This is a genomic window from Paenibacillus macerans, from assembly GCF_900454495.1.
Lineage (GTDB): Bacteria > Bacillota > Bacilli > Paenibacillales > Paenibacillaceae > Fontibacillus > Fontibacillus macerans.
Window position 1 is genome coordinate 384,109 of the sequence record NZ_UGSI01000002.1, and the last position, 16,473, is coordinate 400,581.

13 protein-coding genes are annotated in these 16,473 nt (G+C 54.9%); 10 read left to right on the forward strand and 3 right to left on the reverse strand.

The window, feature by feature from the left end; genetic code table 11:
- Positions 1-78: 78 nt before the first annotated feature.
- The 8 genes from DYE26_RS24910 (at position 79) to DYE26_RS24945 (ending at position 8,313) form a co-directional block, all read left to right on the forward strand.
- Positions 79-1,041, forward strand: coding sequence for a hypothetical protein (locus tag DYE26_RS24910; RefSeq protein ID WP_240534078.1), 963 nt, complete (start codon positions 79-81; stop codon positions 1,039-1,041).
- A gap of 378 nt (positions 1,042-1,419) precedes the next feature.
- On the forward strand, positions 1,420-2,745 hold the full coding sequence (locus DYE26_RS24915; protein WP_036618802.1) for a cytochrome ubiquinol oxidase subunit I: 1,326 nt from the start codon (positions 1,420-1,422) through the stop codon (positions 2,743-2,745).
- Positions 2,746-2,766: 21 nt separating this feature from the next.
- Positions 2,767-3,786: a cytochrome d ubiquinol oxidase subunit II gene (locus DYE26_RS24920; protein WP_036618803.1), complete on the forward strand. Its 1,020-nt coding sequence runs from the start codon at positions 2,767-2,769 to the stop codon at positions 3,784-3,786.
- Between the two features lie 244 nt (positions 3,787-4,030).
- Positions 4,031-4,441: a YjdF family protein gene (locus tag DYE26_RS24925; RefSeq protein WP_036618805.1), complete on the forward strand. Its 411-nt coding sequence runs from the start codon at positions 4,031-4,033 to the stop codon at positions 4,439-4,441.
- 290 nt (positions 4,442-4,731) lie between these two features.
- Positions 4,732-5,508, forward strand: a complete 777-nt coding sequence (locus DYE26_RS24930; protein WP_036618808.1) for a TetR family transcriptional regulator — start codon at positions 4,732-4,734, stop codon at positions 5,506-5,508.
- Positions 5,509-5,640: 132 nt separating this feature from the next.
- The gene (locus DYE26_RS24935) at positions 5,641-6,576 is read left to right on the forward strand and encodes an alpha/beta fold hydrolase (RefSeq protein ID WP_227872819.1); all 936 of its coding nucleotides are present in this window, start codon (positions 5,641-5,643) and stop codon (positions 6,574-6,576) included.
- Between the two features lie 125 nt (positions 6,577-6,701).
- The gene (locus tag DYE26_RS24940; protein ID WP_036618812.1) at positions 6,702-7,574 is read left to right on the forward strand and encodes a M15 family metallopeptidase; all 873 of its coding nucleotides are present in this window, start codon (positions 6,702-6,704) and stop codon (positions 7,572-7,574) included.
- Positions 7,575-7,773: 199 nt separating this feature from the next.
- The gene (locus DYE26_RS24945; protein ID WP_036618814.1) at positions 7,774-8,313 is read left to right on the forward strand and encodes an NADPH-dependent FMN reductase; all 540 of its coding nucleotides are present in this window, start codon (positions 7,774-7,776) and stop codon (positions 8,311-8,313) included.
- 468 nt (positions 8,314-8,781) lie between these two features.
- On the opposite strand, the gene DYE26_RS24950 is transcribed toward DYE26_RS24945, so the two are convergent.
- From DYE26_RS24950 to DYE26_RS24960, 3 genes are all read right to left on the reverse strand, one after another.
- On the reverse strand, positions 8,782-9,696 hold the full coding sequence (locus tag DYE26_RS24950) for a transposase (protein WP_051985190.1): 915 nt from the start codon (positions 9,694-9,696) through the stop codon (positions 8,782-8,784).
- Positions 9,697-10,234: 538 nt separating this feature from the next.
- A complete protein-coding gene (locus tag DYE26_RS24955; RefSeq protein WP_051985191.1) occupies positions 10,235-11,269 on the reverse strand; it encodes a phosphatidylglycerol lysyltransferase domain-containing protein in 1,035 nt (344 codons plus the stop codon).
- A 111-nt stretch (positions 11,270-11,380) separates the two neighbouring features.
- The gene (locus tag DYE26_RS24960) at positions 11,381-12,703 is read right to left on the reverse strand and encodes an MATE family efflux transporter (protein WP_082207999.1); all 1,323 of its coding nucleotides are present in this window, start codon (positions 12,701-12,703) and stop codon (positions 11,381-11,383) included.
- Positions 12,704-12,981: 278 nt separating this feature from the next.
- Here DYE26_RS24960 and DYE26_RS24965 point away from each other — a divergent pair, with 278 nt between their 5' ends.
- Entirely contained in the window at positions 12,982-13,998 is a 1,017-nt protein-coding gene (locus DYE26_RS24965) for an SDR family oxidoreductase (protein WP_036618823.1), read from the forward strand.
- 1,132 nt (positions 13,999-15,130) lie between these two features.
- Positions 15,131-16,426, forward strand: a complete 1,296-nt coding sequence (locus DYE26_RS24970) for a GntP family permease (protein ID WP_036618826.1) — start codon at positions 15,131-15,133, stop codon at positions 16,424-16,426.
- The last annotated feature ends 47 nt before the right edge of the window (positions 16,427-16,473 follow it).

The window sequence follows — 16,473 nt, forward strand, 5'->3', positions numbered from 1 at the left end:
TATTGGAACCCGGCGTATATTTGGATAAAATACCCTTAAAATTCTTAATATTTTTTAATGGAGGAGAAAACACGGAGCATGATGAGTATGAAGAAGAGGAGAAGCGCGTTTCCGCGCAAAAGTTGGCTGTTGGCCTTAAGTTTGCTGCTGGTGTCGCTGGCTTTACTGCCGGCGGGTTCCGCCCAGGCTGCCGACAGCAAATGGATAGGTCAGGTTTGGAGCAAATATGAAACGTATAACAAGAAGACGGTTGCAAGCTATGATGCTTACATGAAAAAGACAACCGATACATACAATGCGTATTTCAAGGAGCAAAACGACCGGCTGGCGGAGCTGGAGCGCATTGTCCTTGAAGACCAAAAACAGTGGAACGAACGGCTGGGAGCGGATTTGGCGGAACTGGAGGAACGTTACGGGGACGATCGCGAGCTGAAGCAAGAACTCAAGGAGTATGAACGCGATATCAATCCGAATCTGCTCAGCAGTCCTATGGGGCTTTATACCCGGGCGGCCAACCGCAATTTGCTCAGCAGCACGCTGGGTGTCTACGCCCGCGCGCTTAATGAGAACCTGCTAAGCAGCTACATGGCGGAATATAAAAAGGCGGTCAATCCCAATAACTTGTCCAGCCCGGCCAACTCGCTGAAAAAGACGGTGTCCGACAGCTATCTGAGCAGCCCGATGAACACGCTGATGAAAAGCTCCAGCACCAACTATATCTCAAGTCCAATTTATAAGTATTCGCGGGGGAAAATCAGCAAAACGAAGGCGCAGCAGGAATACAACAAGCTGTACAAGAAATATACCGAACAGATTTCCAAGGATACCGCGGCTCATAAGAAAGAAATCGCCGAAACCGCCGCGTCCGCGGACCGGAAGATTCAGCAGCTGTATCTCGAAACGGTCAGCGCGCTCGAAAAACAGCGGAACGAAACGCTGCAAAGCATCTCCGACCAGCGGAAAAAAATAACCGGAGAAGGCCTCGCCTGGGAGCCGCTGCTGGCATCCCCGGCCGAGGAAACGCAGGACAAAATCGAATAAGGAGCTCTAAAAGCAACTCTTAAATTAAGGGCCGGGCAACCGGTCCCTTTTTTTATGGACGCGTGCTTAACCAAATGCAAAAGTGCAGTTGGAATGTGCCCCAACTCGGGCATTTAGAGCGCTGAGATGCAAATGTGCATTTGAAACTGAGGATTGGAGGTGACTTTGAGCGAAATGGTGAAAATGGCCTGCACTTTTGCATTTGGTACGCATAAACGGCCCGGTTTCGGGGGAAATGAGATGCACTTTTGCATTTCGCGGCCTATTCGGCACCGCCAACAAACGTGAACAACGTGCGAAGTAAAATCCGAAAAAGAATAATATTGGAAATTTTTATTCATAATACTCACGTTAATCCAAAAGATGGAGGAGTTATTCATGGATAACGTGATGCTGGCCCGGGCCTTGTTCGGATCGTCGATGGCCTTTCATATTATTTTTGCCACCTTGGGGGTGGGGCTGCCTTTCATGATCGTTGTTGCGGAAATCGCTTATCAGGTCAAAAAAGACCGGGATTACGCTTTGATGGCTAAACGGTGGACAAAATGCCAGGCGATCCTCCTGGGGGTGGGGATTCCGTCGGGGACGATGGTCGGCGTTATGTTGTCGCTGCTCTGGCCCGGTTTCATGGAAATTGTGGGCCAGGTGATCGCGCTGCCTTTCCAAATCGAAATCTGGGCGTTTTTGCTGGAAGCCTTGTTCATGTCGATTTACGTCTACGCGTCTGAACGTTTGCCCGCGGCTTTGCGGATCGCCAGCGTCACTTTCGTGGCCTTGGGAGCAAGCGCTTCGGCCGCGCTGATCACCGACGCCCATGCCTGGATGAACACCCCGCAGGGCTTCCGGCTGGAGAACGGGCAAGTTGTCGATGCCGACCCGTGGGCGGCGGTATTCAATCCCAGCTGGCCTACGACCGCGACGCATGTACTGTTTTCCGCCTATCTGCTGGGGGCTTTCGCCATCGTTTCCGTGGCCGCCGTCAAACTGCTCGCCCGAAAACGGCCGGAGCGGGAGCGGCAGTATCACCGCAAGGGCCTGATCCTATCGCTCGCCATCGGCGGCGTAATGTCGCTGCTGACCGCGCTCAACGGGCATGAAACCGCGCAGATGCTGCACCGCCATCAACCCGAGAAGCTGGCCGCCGCGGAGGGCCTGTTTGAAACGCAGGCTTACGCCCCGCTGGCGATCGGCGGCTTTACCGATAAGGAAACCCGGACGATCAGGGGGGCGATCGAAGTTCCGTGGGCGCTCAGCTTTTTGGCCGGCAACCGCTTTGACACCGTGGTCAGGGGGTTGAACGATTTTCCCGAGGAGGAGTGGCCTCCCCTGTTTGTGCATACGCTGTTTAACCTGATGGTGGGGATCGGTTCCCTGCTGATTGTGGTCTCGGCCGGCACTATTTTTTATCGGCTGGTCAAGAAGCGAGAGTACCCGCGCTGGCTGCTCAGGGGGCTGGTGCTGACCGGCCCGCTCGCCCTGATCGGCATCGAGACCGGGTGGATCTTCAGCTGTACGGGACGCCAGCCCTGGACGATTTACCATGTTCAGACGACCGCGTCCGCGGCTACCCAATCGGAGAATCTCGGCACCCTGTTCGTCACTTTTATCGGGCTGTACGTGTTTATGCTGGTCGTAACGTCTTTGGTGCTGCGTTATTATTTCAAGCGTCATCCGGTGACGCCGGACATGCTGGAAGCAGGGTAAGAAGAAGGGGGTGAAGAGGATATGAGCGATTCCACGATAGCGATTTCTATTCTTTGGGGGTTCCTGTTCATCTACTCGATCATGGGCTCCATCGATTTCGGCGCCGGGTTCTGGTCGCTTGTTTTCAGCAAAAAAAATCCGCAGGCCGCCAGCCTCGCCAACCGGTTTTTGTCCCCGTCCTGGGAGGTAACCAACGTTTTTCTGGTGCTGCTGGTCGTCGCGTTGGTCGGTTTTTTCCCGCGTGCCGCTTATCTGCTCGGTACGCTGCTGCTGCTCCCCGTCAGCTTCGTGCTGGTGCTCCTGCTGTTCCGCAGCGCCTTTATGGTGTACGCCTATTCCGCGCAGCGGAACGTCCGCAGCCTGCGTTTTGTGTCCGGAGTTACCGGGCTGCTCATTCCGGGGCTGCTTGTCAGCGTGCTGCCTATTACGCTCGGCGGTTTTATCCAAGGGGAGAGCGGCTACCCTCAGTTGAACTACGGAGCTTTGCTGGCGAGCCCTTCGCTCTACGCCTATTTGGGGTTCGGGATCGCCACCGAGCTGTTCCTGTCCTCCTTGTTCCTCTCCGACTTCTCCCGGCAGGCCGGGGATGAAACCTCCTACCGGCATTACCGGACGCTGGCGGTTGTCTTCGGGCCTTTGGCGATGCTGCTCGCCGTCATCACCACCTTTACCATGGAAGGGGAAGCGATGTGGATGGTGGCCCGGATGAAGCAGCAGGGGCTTTGGTTTATGCTGTCCACTGCGGCTTTTGTCGTCGGTTACGGTTCGCTGTGGATCAAACGGAAAGGCCGGCTCGGCTGGCCACGGCTCGCGTTTGTTTTCGTGGTGATCCAGTTCGCCTTGGCGAGTTATGCTTACGGGAAAGCGCATATGCCCTACATCGTCTATCCGTTCTTAACGGTGGAAGAGGGGATTACAAATCACTCGATGTTTGTGTCCCTGCTGTGGGGCTACGGGGTAGGGACGGTGATTTTGCTGCCGGTGTTCGTGTTGTTCTGGTGGCTGTTCTTAAGGGACAAACGGTATTTGCGGGCTGAATAGTCCGCCTGTTGTGTGTACGAAGCACCGGTACTGCCCACGGCCTTGATAGGCCTTGATATTACCCGATGCCGGCATTGCCAACCCCTCGCTCTTGAAAATATAATAGGTTTGGAGCGAAAAAACACGGCCCGGTTGGTAGTCCGGGCGCACGCGGCTTGGAACGCTTGAATCCGGCGGCGTGTCAGTAACCTTCCCCCCTCGGGATGTCCATCGCTTCCGATTGAACAAGAGGGGGATGTTTGCGTTGAAACTTACGATTTACCACGATGGGCAGTATTGGATCGGCGTGTTTGAAGAGCGCAGCCAAGGAAAGCTGCGGGCAGGAAGGCATATTTTCGGGGCGGAGCCTAAGGATGAGGAGGTTCTTGCGTTTATCCGAAGCGATTTGAGCCGGCTGCTTGACGGCATTTCGCAGGGCGTCGCCATTCAGCTGCCGGATGCCGGAAGGGTGAATCCGAAGCGGTTGGCCAGACAGGCCGCCGCGGAATTAAAACGCCGGGGAGCTTCTACCATGGCGTATGAAGCGATGCGGCTGGAGTATGAGCAGCGTAAGCAGGCCAAACGGTCGACCGCGAAGGAACAGCGGGAGGCCGAGAGGGAACGCAAGCGGGAAATCAAAATCCGCAAGGCCAAGGCGAAGCGTCGCGGGCATTAACGGACAAGGCCCCTTTCCGGACTTACGGAAAGGGGTTTTTGCCATGTTTCGGGAGACTACCGGGCGGTCCAGCCGGATTCGCAATCGGCGGGGCAGCCAAGGTCCGCGAAAACTTTGCGCGCGGAAGCGTCGACCGGCTGTTTAGTAAACAAATGCGAAACGAACTTTAAGTTTTACCTTTTTGACAATTTTATTTGTTTAAAATATGATATTTACATACTTGTTGGTATGCGATGTTGCAAACTTGTTACTGGATGTTGCAAACTTGTTACTGATAGGAGAAATGAACGTTGAACCATCGCGATAAAATCATTCAGGCATTCATGGAGCTGGCCGGGCGGCTGCCTGCGGACAAAATCAGCTATGAGGAAGTGGCCCGCGCCGCCGGCGTGCATTGGACAACGGTGCGCAGACATTTGGGCGGCAAGGATGATATGCGGGCTATGCTGGCCGGCCGCGGGGCGGAGCCGGAGGGCTTGCCTGCGGATACGCGGACACGCGTGCTGGATGCCGCCATGGAGGTGTTCGCCCGGCACGGTTATGCCAAAGCCGCGATGGACCAGGTGGCGGCCGAGGCCGGGTTCACGAAAAGCGCGATATATTGGCATTTCGCGAACAAAAGCGAGCTGTATCTGGCCATTTGTGAAAGGAATCTAAGGCAGCAGGAGCAGCTGCTGCCCGCCCAAATCGAAGCGATCGCTCGCGCGGAGGATAAAGTCCGGGCTTTGACGGACTGGCTGAAGGGCCAATTGGCCGCCTGTATGGTAACCCCCGATCGGCCGATGCTGTTTTTTGAGTTTTTAACCTCCAGCCGCAACCCGGAGGTCCAGGACAAGATTCGCGGGCTGTTCGCGGGGTTTTACGCCAAAGTCGCAGAGTTGCTCCGCGATTGCCAAACGCAGGGGTGGCTGCGCGGCGATATCGATCCGGGCTCGCTCACGCTGTACACCCAGACGGTTATGAACGGAATCGTTCTTTCGTGGCTGGTGGCCCCCAAGGAGCTAAAGCTGGATCAATTCGCCCGGGATGCCGCAAGGCTGCTGTGGGACGGATTATCGCCGCGATAAGGGCGGAAGACTTTTTCCGGCTTCATCGGAAATTTAATTCGATGTAAGCCGTTAATTATAACATTAACATACTGATTAGTACGTTGCTGCGTTGGCGTTTCGGAAAACCAAAAGGAGGAGAGGGGATAATTGGTGATACTAACTGTATTGCTGGGACTTGCTGCGATAATGCTGGCGGCGTTCTACGGCTACAACCAATTGAAGTTTCGGCAGGCGGAAATGGAATTCCCGCCATCCGGAAAATTTGTGGAGGCGGACCGAATCCGCCTGCATTACCTGGAACGGGGGCAGGGCAGGCCGGTGGTGTTTTTGCATGGGGGAGTTTTATGGAGCCGTGATTTTGAGCGGGTCATGGAACTTGCGGCGGCCAAGGGATATCGGGCGTTGGCTTTTGACCGCCCCGGATACGGGCACAGCGGCCGCCCGAAGCACGGCCCGGTTACACCGGCCGATCAAGCCCGGCTGCTGCATGAGGCTTTGAACAAGCTGGGAGTGGAGCGGCCGATTCTGGTCGGGCATTCCTGGAGCGGATTGCTGGTCCTTGCATACGGGGTCTTGTATCCCGATGATCTGGCGGGGATCGTGACGCTGGGGGGCAGCATGTATAAAGAAGGGTATCCGGCGGAAAAAGGCGATCCGATCTCCAGAATCGTGATGATGCCGCTGGCGGGGCGGATCGTGATGAATCTTATGCTGGCGACCTTAGGGAGAGTCATGGCCCGACCAATCATGAAAGCGACCTTCGCCCCGGAGCCGGTTCCCTCCGCTTATGAACAGGAAACGTTGGCGCTGTGGCTCCGGCCGTCCCAGTTCCGGGCGAACCGGGAGGACGTGCTGGCTTTTGCTCCGGCGGCCGCCGAAATATCCCCGAACTATCGCCGGATTCAGGCGCCTGCCGTCATCGTCGTCGGGCGGCGGGATCCTTTTCCGACCAAGGAACACAGTTATCGGCTGCACCGGGACTTGCCGAATGCGGCGCTGATGGAGCTCCCCGACGCCGCGCACATGATCCCCCATCATCATCCGCAAGCTGTCATCGATGCCGTGGAGAAGCTGGCTCGCGAATGAACCTTCTGAATCCACCCTCCGGCGGGATAAGCGGAAACTTAAGAAAAACTTTATTTTTATACCCATTTCTTCTTAAAAAATTTTGACTATCTTTAAGGAATGAAAGGTTAGGAGGAATACGAGCCATGAAGAAATGGGCGTTTTGTGTGCTGGTCCTGCTGCTGCTGGGCTTCGCTTTCGTTAAATTTAAAGTCAGCGATTTATCCGCGATTCCGTTGGATAAAATAACGCTTACCGACGATAACCCCCAAGCCCCGGCGGACCGGGGATTCACGATAAAAATCACGGGGGAGCAGGTTTATCGGGGCGATCTGCTGCTGGTCAATCAAGACCATCCGGTTCCGGATCAAGGTCCGGAAGAGGAAGCGCTCAGTCTGGTTCAACATGATGAATTACTCCAAGGTTTTGGCGTGATGGATAACACGGTTCGGCTGTCGGAAAGATTGGCTGGAAAATTTACCGAGATGGCCGCCGCCGCAGGCGAGGACGGAGTGAATCATTTCCTGATCACCAGCGGGTACCGGGACGAGCGGCGGCAGGATGAGCTGTATCGTCAAATGGGAGCGGAATATGCGATGCCGGCGGGATATAGCGAGCATAACCTGGGTTTGTCGCTAGATATCGGCTCGTCAGAAGCGGAGATGAACGTTGCGCCGGAAGGCAAATGGTTAAAAGAGAACGCATGGAAATACGGGTTTGTACTGCGTTATCCGGAGAACAAAACCGCGGTGACCGGCATTCAATACGAGCCCTGGCATTTCCGTTATGTAGGCCTGCCCCACAGCGCCATTATGCAGAGAAACGACATGGTTCTGGAAGAGTATCTCAACTACCTGAAAGTGAAACAAGCCGTTAAGGCCGACGTCAACGGCCGGACCTACCACGTATTTTATTTTCCCGTCACCGATGGCGGTACAATCCGCGTTCCGGTCGAAGGGAGTTATGAGCTTTCCGGAAATAATGTGGACGGTGTGATTGTAACTGTGCATGAGGAATAGAGCGGGCGAATATATTTTTAACAAACTTTTTGTAAGCAGCTTGACAAATGGAACCTCCTGGGTTTATGATTGTTTCAGAATCAAGCATCTCAATATAAAGATAATATTTTAGGGATGCAAGCAATATACATGGCGGTGTAAACTCATGGGTCTGTTGGACAGAATATTTGGAAGAACAACGAATAAGGAGGAGACAAACGTGTCAAAATTGAACATTGGGATTATTTTGGGAAGTACCCGCGATGGCCGCGTCAGCCCGCAAGTGGGAGAATGGGTGAAAAAAATCGCCGACGCGCGCGGAGACGCGAACTATGAAATCGTCGATATCGCCGATTATAAGCTGCCGCTTCTGGGTGAAGCCGACGCTTCCGAGCAAGCGGCGAAGTGGAATGAAAAACTGAACTCCTTGGACGGCTTTGTGTTTATCGTACAGGAGTACAACCACAGCATCACCGGCGCACTGAAAAACGCGCTCGACTACGCGCGCGAAGCCTGGAACAACAAAGCGGCCGGCATCGTGAGCTACGGCTCGGTCGGCGGCGCCCGCGCGGCTGAACACCTGCGCGGCATTCTTGGCGAATTGTCCGTGGCCGACGTGCGCGTACATGTTGCGCTGTCGCTGTTCACCGATTTCGAAAACTACAGCGTATTTAAACCGGCTGATCTGCACCTGACTAACCTGAACGGCATGCTGGATCAAGTGCTCGCTTGGAGCGGCGCCTTGAAGACGCTGCGTTAATGGTATAAACGAATGAAAAGAGCCGCCCCACTGGAGCGGCCCCTTTTTCTAAGATTATTTATAACTCAACTTTCGCAGAGCAAAAATCAGCTTGAGTCCCTGCGTTAAAGTGGGGGGGCGGCAGATCGAACACCCCCTGTCCGGAGACTTTGCACGATTATCCCGTTTGATCAGGTTACAGCGAGAAAGACAAGCTCAAGAGAAAAAAATACTTGGTGAAGAAGCAGATAGGTTCGAGATAATTTAAACAGACATAGGGAAGAAATCAGGTTCCGAGGAGGTGAAACAGACCGGACAAGAGATCAAGAGACAGGAGATTAAGGACAAGACGCGAAGGAAACGAAAAGACCGTGATTTTGCTGTAACCTGAGCCCTTCCATCTGCAGCAATGCCTGTACTGTTCATGCTAATCCACACCCAATTAAGTTGTTTTGCATAAAGTGGCCCCTACCCGTTCAAGCGCCACGATCAGGCCGCAGCCGCAAGGGGCTGGTTCGGTTGGCGCGCGATGAGCCGGCGGTAAGGGATCGCCGGAATCGCCACACACATGCGCAGCAACTGCTGCCGCATATTTTCTGCCGCTCCGGGCCGTCCTCCGGGCAGGCGCAGCCGGCGGCGTACGGTGTATTCGTTTAGATACGCCTGCAGATGCTTCAGTCCCAAGGCTCCATACGTACTCTTCAGCGACTCCCACGCCTCTCTCACCACTTTCCGCAAGGGCGCATACAGCCGAAAGGCCTGAGGGAACAACTGCACCTCCGATGTACGGACATCCACATGCCCATTGATAAACGCGGTTAGATCGTGACGGTTTGCCCTCTTTTCGCCTCCCCGCTTATGCGGCACCAGGCGGATTTTGACGTGCTCCGGTTCGCCCGACTCCGTGACCGTGCAGCCGGCTACGACCGCCGAGGCGTACGGATGCGAAAGCTGACACCGGGACGGATTACGTCCGTACTGATCGCTGTTCACCTTCACGTCTCCGGAAAGCAGCTCCCGGGCATCGAACTCCCCGGCGGCATGACGTATTTTGTGCAGCACTAACCAGGCGGTTTTGTAGGTGACCCGGATCTCCTTGCGCAGCCGCAGCGCCGAGATGCCGCCCTCCAGCAGGAACAAATCCAGGGCCTGGAACCACTTCACCAGGGGGAGATGCGTTCCTTCAAAAATCGTGCCGACCAAAGGCGATGTTTGATGCTTGCACTTTCCACACTCGAACAAGGGGATATGCCGGGAGGTCAGACGGCTGCACCGGGTGTAAGCGCAGCGCGGGCAGACGAAGCCGTTTGGCCACTTCATCGCGATCAGCGCCTCCATGCAGTCCTGCTCGCTGTTAAAACGGCTGCTGAATGGCTGAAGTTCCGTTCCCGCATTGGCTTCCATATCCGCTTACCTCCCGAATCAAGAATACACGAACATAAGTTCCGTTTATTTCATTATACCAAACGTACGTTCTCTTATCAAGCCGAAAATCTTACCTGAACAGCCTCATTTTTTCCTCATCTTTTTTGTGTTTTTTCTTCTCTTTTTTTGGAACCCTTGACTTGCTCTAGCCCCCCCTGTTCCCTGCTCCATGAACGAAAGGGATAATCGTGCAAAGGCAGGCAGCAGGCAGGAACACTAAGACACGGCTTTAGACAGCCCCTCACCTGGCGTCGATTTGTGACACTGTTCGAAACGGCTGTATAAAAGGTAGATACGCTGACCCCGCCGGATCGTGACGCCTCTACATCTGCCTCTGATTCAGCGTCAACTCCGGCAATGGATTGCTGCTTTATCCAGCTACATTACCGCAAGGCACGAGACCGCAAGGCGGTCCGCCCGCCAACCGGCAGTCCGGCGAAGAATCGAATACGACGGATGCCCCGTAAAAGTGAAGCCGGCGCGTATGCGCCGGCTTGCTTTCATATTGGAGCCCGATTTAAGAAACGAAGTTGGAAAGCATCTTGTCTTTTGCCGGCTTCCTGTTCCCGGGAGCAGTATGGATCATCAGCATGAGTACGGTGAGCGTAACCGGGAGGCCCGATGGAGGATAGACCAAGTACACATCCTTCCATGCGGGGGCAAACTTGTTCTTGTAATCGTACAACCCCTTGAAGTTATAGAACTTGTTCCCGTATTTATAAACCCATTTGGCAAAAAGAAGGTCGTTTACGTTGGCCAAAGGAGCCATGCCCAGACTGCAAAAATCGTATCGATGCTCTTGCGCCCACAAAAACAGGGAGGCAAACAGCACATCCATGGCGCCATGCGGACAGGCCTTCGTATACCGCATCAGGTCCACGGTGATCTGACGGGGTACGGCCGCATCCCGCGAATCCGGCAAGGACGGGGGCGGATCGCCGCCAAGCGTAGCAAAAGCTTCGTATTCTCCATCCGGGCCGATCAAGACGGCGACGGGGAACCGGTTGACATACTCCCGGGAGAACGAACCCACGGAGAAGCTTTTCTCTTTCCGCTCACCGAGCCATTCCCCGGAAATCTTGTGCAGCCGGTCCAGGAACCGGTCCTCAAAAGGCGGGTGCAGCACCGCAAATGTGAAGCCGGCCCGTTTCAATTTATTGATCCGGCCGCGCAGCTTCAGCCACGCTTTTCCGTGCAAATGGAACTTCGCCAGATCGACCTGGGCCTCCTCCCCGATTTTGGCATACTGGAGCCCGTACTGCTTGTATAGCTGCAAAAAGGAGGACTTGGCCTGATAAAAAGCCGGGATGTACCCGTGCTCGCGGCAGTGGTTCATAAACTGGCCGATCACCCGCGGAATCGCCTCCGGTTTGCCCAGGGGATCGCCCAACGCGATTCTGCGGTTCCCCAGGCTGCGGTAGACGATGCAAGCTTCGTGCTCGGAATCCCAAAACCATTTTTTATCGCCAAGGTAGTATAAGTGCGTATGCGAGTTGTGTCCGCAGCTTTGCAGCAGGCGCTGCAAGCGGCGCTCTTGCGTGGCGTCGATCAAAGGCACCTCTCCTAAACTGGTAATTTCTATGTGATGAAGGACGCCAATTTGCGTCGAACAGATTAATCATCGGCATTTTCCGCAGGCATTTTTAGAGGGACTTGCCGCGCTTTAAATCACTTTATGGGCATACCACTTCTTCCCGCGGAACCGCCACAGGAAAACCGCGCCGCGCACGCCCCATTCGGAGCACATCGCCAGCCAGACGCCGGTAATGCCGAAGCCCAGCGTAATGCCGAGAATGTATCCCAACACGACCCGGAACAGCCACATCGTCAGCATCGAGGTCAGCGAAGTGAACCGCGAGTCTCCCGCCGCCCGCAGCGCGGAAGGGAGGATGAAGCTGACCGCCCACAGCGGAACCTGGGCGATGGTGCTGATCAGCAGGACCGCAAATATATCGCCGACGATTTCGGCAGGAGGATCGAACAAGCCGACGAGCGGCCGGAAGAACGGCATCAGCAGAAGTCCGACCACGGCCAGGGAAGCGGAGCCGAGCCAAAGGAACGATTTGATGAACTTCCGGGCGTCGGCAATATTTCCGCTCCCGATGCATTGCCCGACGACGGTGACGATCGTCAGCGACAAAGCGCTCGCGGGGATTTGGAACACCATGGCCAGCGAACCGCCGATGGCGTTGGTCGCGATCGCGTAGGTGCCCAGGCTGACGATGAACACCTGGGTGAGCAGCTTCCCGCCGTTAAAAAACATCTGCTCCGCGGCGAACGGGAGCCCGATGAACATGATTTTGCGCAGCATCGACAACGGCAGCTTGAACAGGTCGCGCAGGTGCAGCCGCAGCGTCTCCTCCATTTTGAACAAATAAAACAACGCGCAAATAGCGCCCGCATACCGGGCGATGTTCACGGAAAGGGTCATTCCGACCACGCCCATGTGAAACACGCTGATGAACACCACATTCAGCAGCACGTACAGCAAATTCATGATGAGGGAGAGGGCCAGCGAGGCCCGGGTCTTCCCGATTCCCCGCAGTCCCGCGCACACCGCCTGTACAAGCGCCAAGCCCATGTAGGAAATGCTGCTGCCGATCAGATAGACCCGGGCGCTGTCTAGCACATCCGGGGAGGCGGAGCCGAACAGCAGGCTCATGACGGGGTTGTGCAGCCCAATCAGGAGCAGGCCGATGGCCAGGGCCATCAGGGATACCGAGGTGACCGTGCCCGCCGCGGCCCGGGAGACCATGCGGTCATTGCCGCTGCCTTTGTATTGGGCTACGACCACTGTTCCCCCGGTGGCCACGGCGACAAAAACATTGATCAGGAACACGTTCAGTGAGTCGACCATGTTGACGGCGCTGACCGCGGCGACGCCCGAGGAGCTGATCATCGCGGTATTCACCAGATTAAGGCCGACGATAAAGGCCTGATCCACCAAAATCGGCAAAAACAAGGCGATCACCTGCCGGTAATCCATCGATTCGCCGGATAAATATTTGTCGAGTAAGCCGCCCTCTTTTTGCAGACGGGCCAGAACCTGTTTCAAAGGAATCACATTCTTTTCATGTAATGGAAAAAACTCTTCGGACGAAGAGCTTGAACGAATCGCAAGATTAGCGATAGGGTTGAAGATAACATCACCGGCGCTATCTGTCAATGAAGTCGGATGGATCACCGAAATTTGCCCGCTTTCAACCGATACTTTTAAATGATACCATAAAAAAAGCAAGGCAAAGCCATAGGGGAGGGATTTTTTTGAAAGCGCTGTTTATCGGGGGAACGGGGACGATCAGTTCGGCGATTACGAGGCAGCTGGCGGAACAGGGCTGCGAGCTTTACCTTTTGAACCGGGGAACCCGGAACGGGGATTTGCCGGCCGGCGTAAAAGTCATTCAAGCGGATATCAATCATGAGGACGAAGTCAGGGGGCTGCTGGCGGACCAAACCTTTGACGTGGTGGCCGATTTCATCGCTTTTGAACCGTCGCAGGCGGAACGGGATTACCGCTTGTTCAACGGGAAGACGAAACAATATATATTTATCAGTTCGGCGTCCGCATACCAGACCCCGCTGTCGGATTACCGCATTACGGAGGGAACGCCGCTATCGAACCCTTATTGGGCTTACTCCAGGAACAAAATCGCCTGCGAGGAGTATTTGATGAAGCAGTACCGGGAGCAGGGCTTTCCGGTGACGATCGTCAGGCCAAGCCATACTTATGGCGAGCGGTCCATTCCGCTGGGGGTGCACGGTAGCAAAGGCTCGTGGCAGGTGGCCAAACGCATGCTGGAGAACAAGCCGGTGATCATTCACGGGGACGGCACGTCGCTGTGGACGCTGACCCACAACAGCGATTTCGCCAAAGGTTTTATCGGGCTGATGGGCAATATCCACGCCATCGGCGAGTCGGTGCACATTACCTCGGACGAAAGCGTCACCTGGAATCAAATTTATGAAATTATCGCCGATGCCCTTGGCGTCAAGCTGCGCGCGGTGCATGTCGCTTCCGAATTTCTGGCGGCCGGCGGTCCTTATGATTTGCGGGGCGGGCTGCTCGGCGACAAGGCCAACACCGTCGTGTTCGACAACGCCAAGCTGAAAAGACTGGTGCCCGGTTTCACAGCCACAACACGGGCCGATCAGGGCATCAAACGGACGGTGGAATACATTTTGGCGCATCCCGAGCATCAGACGGAGGATCCGGAGTTCGACGCCTGGTGCGATAAAGTGATCGGAGCGCTCGAGACGGCCGCGAAAGCAGTAGCCGAATAGTACGTTCAAAACATGAAAGCGCCTGATTTTCAGGCCCCGGGACGCCAGCTTGGCGTCCTTTTTTGACCTTATTTTATAAAATTTCGGATAGGGTAGGGGGCGATGCGCAGGTAGAAAGGGGGGGGGAGAAGAGGAATCTGGGGCTAAGGCACTTGCGTTGCATTAACGCTTACACAAAATCTTTGGTCCGCTTTGCAGGCGGGGACCGGCGTCACGCCGGAATTCTAACGGATGTACCAGCCGCTATTTTGTGAAAAAAGCCCCTTTCTAAATTTTAACGGTTGTGAGCGACGTTATTTGCTCTAATCTGAGCAAAAATAGCCGGGTTTTAGTGAAATAAGCGCCATGGCAACCGTTAGAATTTGAAATCGGCGTTATTGGAGCAAATAGCGGCTGTGGCAACCGTTAGAATAGAAACGCTACTATTCAGTAATGCTCGCCTTCATGCTCCCCTTCAGAAAATAACGGAAAATAATTCCGCTATTTTCTCTACTCGCGAGGAAATTGAAAAATAGAGGAAAAAAGTGTCGCTATATTCGGGCAGAGTGGTGTTATTTGCTGCAAATCCAAGCTTCTGGGAAAAATAGCGACATAAAATTCCTCTATTCCAGAACAGGAACTAGAAATTCTCGAAATAACGCCCTAAATTACCGCTATTTTTCGCCAAGCCCCTGAAGGGAGTCCGCGGAACCAGCAAAGGGTCACGAGAAGAGGCAAGTTACCTTACCGCAATGATCATGGGGCTAAGGGACACCAGCGCCGTTATTTTGAGGAAAAACGGAGGTTTGCAAAACGTAACGGACACAGATGATCTTATTTACCTCAAATCGGCGTGGATGAACGGGTTTAGAGCGAAATAGGGCCGTCTGTGTCCGTTAGGCTGGGAAATACCCGGGAAATGGGTGGATAGGGTCGCTGGTGTCCGTTAGAGCAACGTCCACGGGATGTAGACTACAGTTGGAAAGGGGCGAGGTACCCGACGCTACTGTTCATGAAAGCCTCTTTTGAAGGATAAACGCGCGGCAGTTCATAGTGCATTTGCACAATACATTTCGTCCCTTTATCAATATTTTTTCCGGCGGGGGCCGATTATACTGAAAGCGTGTTCAACAAATGCATGGGAGGAAGACAGATGGAAGGATTAACGATCAGTTGGATTGGCGCTTTGGCGGGGCTCGCTATAGCCATCATTCTGATATTAAGAAAGTTGAATCCGGTTTATGCGTTGTTTTTGGGCGCGATTGTAGGCGCTTTAATTGGCGGAGCCAACCTGGAAGAGACTGTCGGCGTGCTGGTCAGCGGGACGCAAAGCGTGATGGGGACGGTCATCCGGGTGCTTGCGGCCGGCGTGCTGGCCGGGGTGATGATGGAGTCGGGGGCGGCCGAAACGATCGCCCAGGCGATCGTCAGAAAGTTCGGTGGAGGCAAAGCGATTCTGGCGCTGGCGCTGGCGACCATGATCATTACCGCGGTGGGCGTATTTATTCCCGTTGCCGTGTTGATCGTAGCGCCGATCGCTTTGTCGGTCGGGAACAAGATGGGCATTTCCAAGATTTCGCTGCTGCTGGCGTTGTCCGGCGGCGGGAAAGCGGGGAACATCATTTCCCCGAACCCGAATGCGATTGCCGCCGCGCGCGGCTTCAACCTGGACTTAAGCCAAGTCATGCTGGCCGGCCTGATTCCGGCGGTTTGCGGCCTGATCGTCACGGTTATCGTCGCTACGCTGCTGAAAAATAAAGGAGCCAAAGTAGCTGATGCCGAAGCAGTAGATGAGGCGGTGGACATGTCGAAATATCCGCCCCTGGGTAAAGCGATCGTAGCGCCGCTGGTCGCCGTCGTCCTGCTGATGATCAATCCGATCGGCTCGCTGTCGGGCATCGAGGCGCTGGCGAAGTTTAAAGTGGACGCCATGTACATTTTGCCGATTGCCGGGATCATCGGGATGCTGGCCATGGGCCAGGGCAAGAAGATTTTGGAGTACACCGCCTCCGGCTTGAATAAAATGACGGCAACCGTGTTGATCCTGATCGGCGCGGGCGGCATCGCCGGGCTGATCTCCGCTTCGGATCTGTCGACGCAGGTGGTGGCTCTGATTGAAGCTTCGGGCATTTCGGGCACTTTCCTGGCGCCGATTTCCGGTATCCTGATGGCCGCGGCCACCGCATCCACATCGACGGGCGTCATTTTGGCGACCGGTTCGTTCGGACAAGCCATCCTCAATATGGGCACGGCTCCGCTGGCGGCGGCGGTGATGGTCCATACCGGGGCCACCGTGATCGATTCTCTGCCGCAGGGCAACTATTTCCACGTCACGGCGGGAGCGATGAAAATGACGATCAAGCAGCGGATGGGCCTCATTCCTTACGAAGCCATTGTCGGCGGAACGATGGCCATTGCGGCGACATTGATTTACGGATTTTTGTTCTAAAGTCAAATTTTAACACAATACGAGAATAGCGGAAGTTTGCTTTTACA

Excerpts from the sequence above, each read along its gene's own strand:
- DYE26_RS24970 (WP_036618826.1), top strand. The coding sequence starts at position 15,131 with ATGGAAGGATTAACGATCAGTTGGATTGGCGCTTTGGCGGGGCTCGCT.
- DYE26_RS24940 (WP_036618812.1), top strand. The coding sequence starts at position 6,702 with ATGAAGAAATGGGCGTTTTGTGTGCTGGTCCTGCTGCTGCTGGGCTTC.
- DYE26_RS24950 (WP_051985190.1), bottom strand. The coding sequence starts at position 9,696 with ATGGAAGCCAATGCGGGAACGGAACTTCAGCCATTCAGCAGCCGTTTT.
- DYE26_RS24920 (WP_036618803.1), top strand. The coding sequence starts at position 2,767 with ATGAGCGATTCCACGATAGCGATTTCTATTCTTTGGGGGTTCCTGTTC.
- DYE26_RS24915 (WP_036618802.1), top strand. The coding sequence starts at position 1,420 with ATGGATAACGTGATGCTGGCCCGGGCCTTGTTCGGATCGTCGATGGCC.
- DYE26_RS24960 (WP_082207999.1), bottom strand. The coding sequence starts at position 12,703 with ATGGATTACCGGCAGGTGATCGCCTTGTTTTTGCCGATTTTGGTGGAT.
- DYE26_RS24910 (WP_240534078.1), top strand. The coding sequence starts at position 79 with ATGATGAGTATGAAGAAGAGGAGAAGCGCGTTTCCGCGCAAAAGTTGG.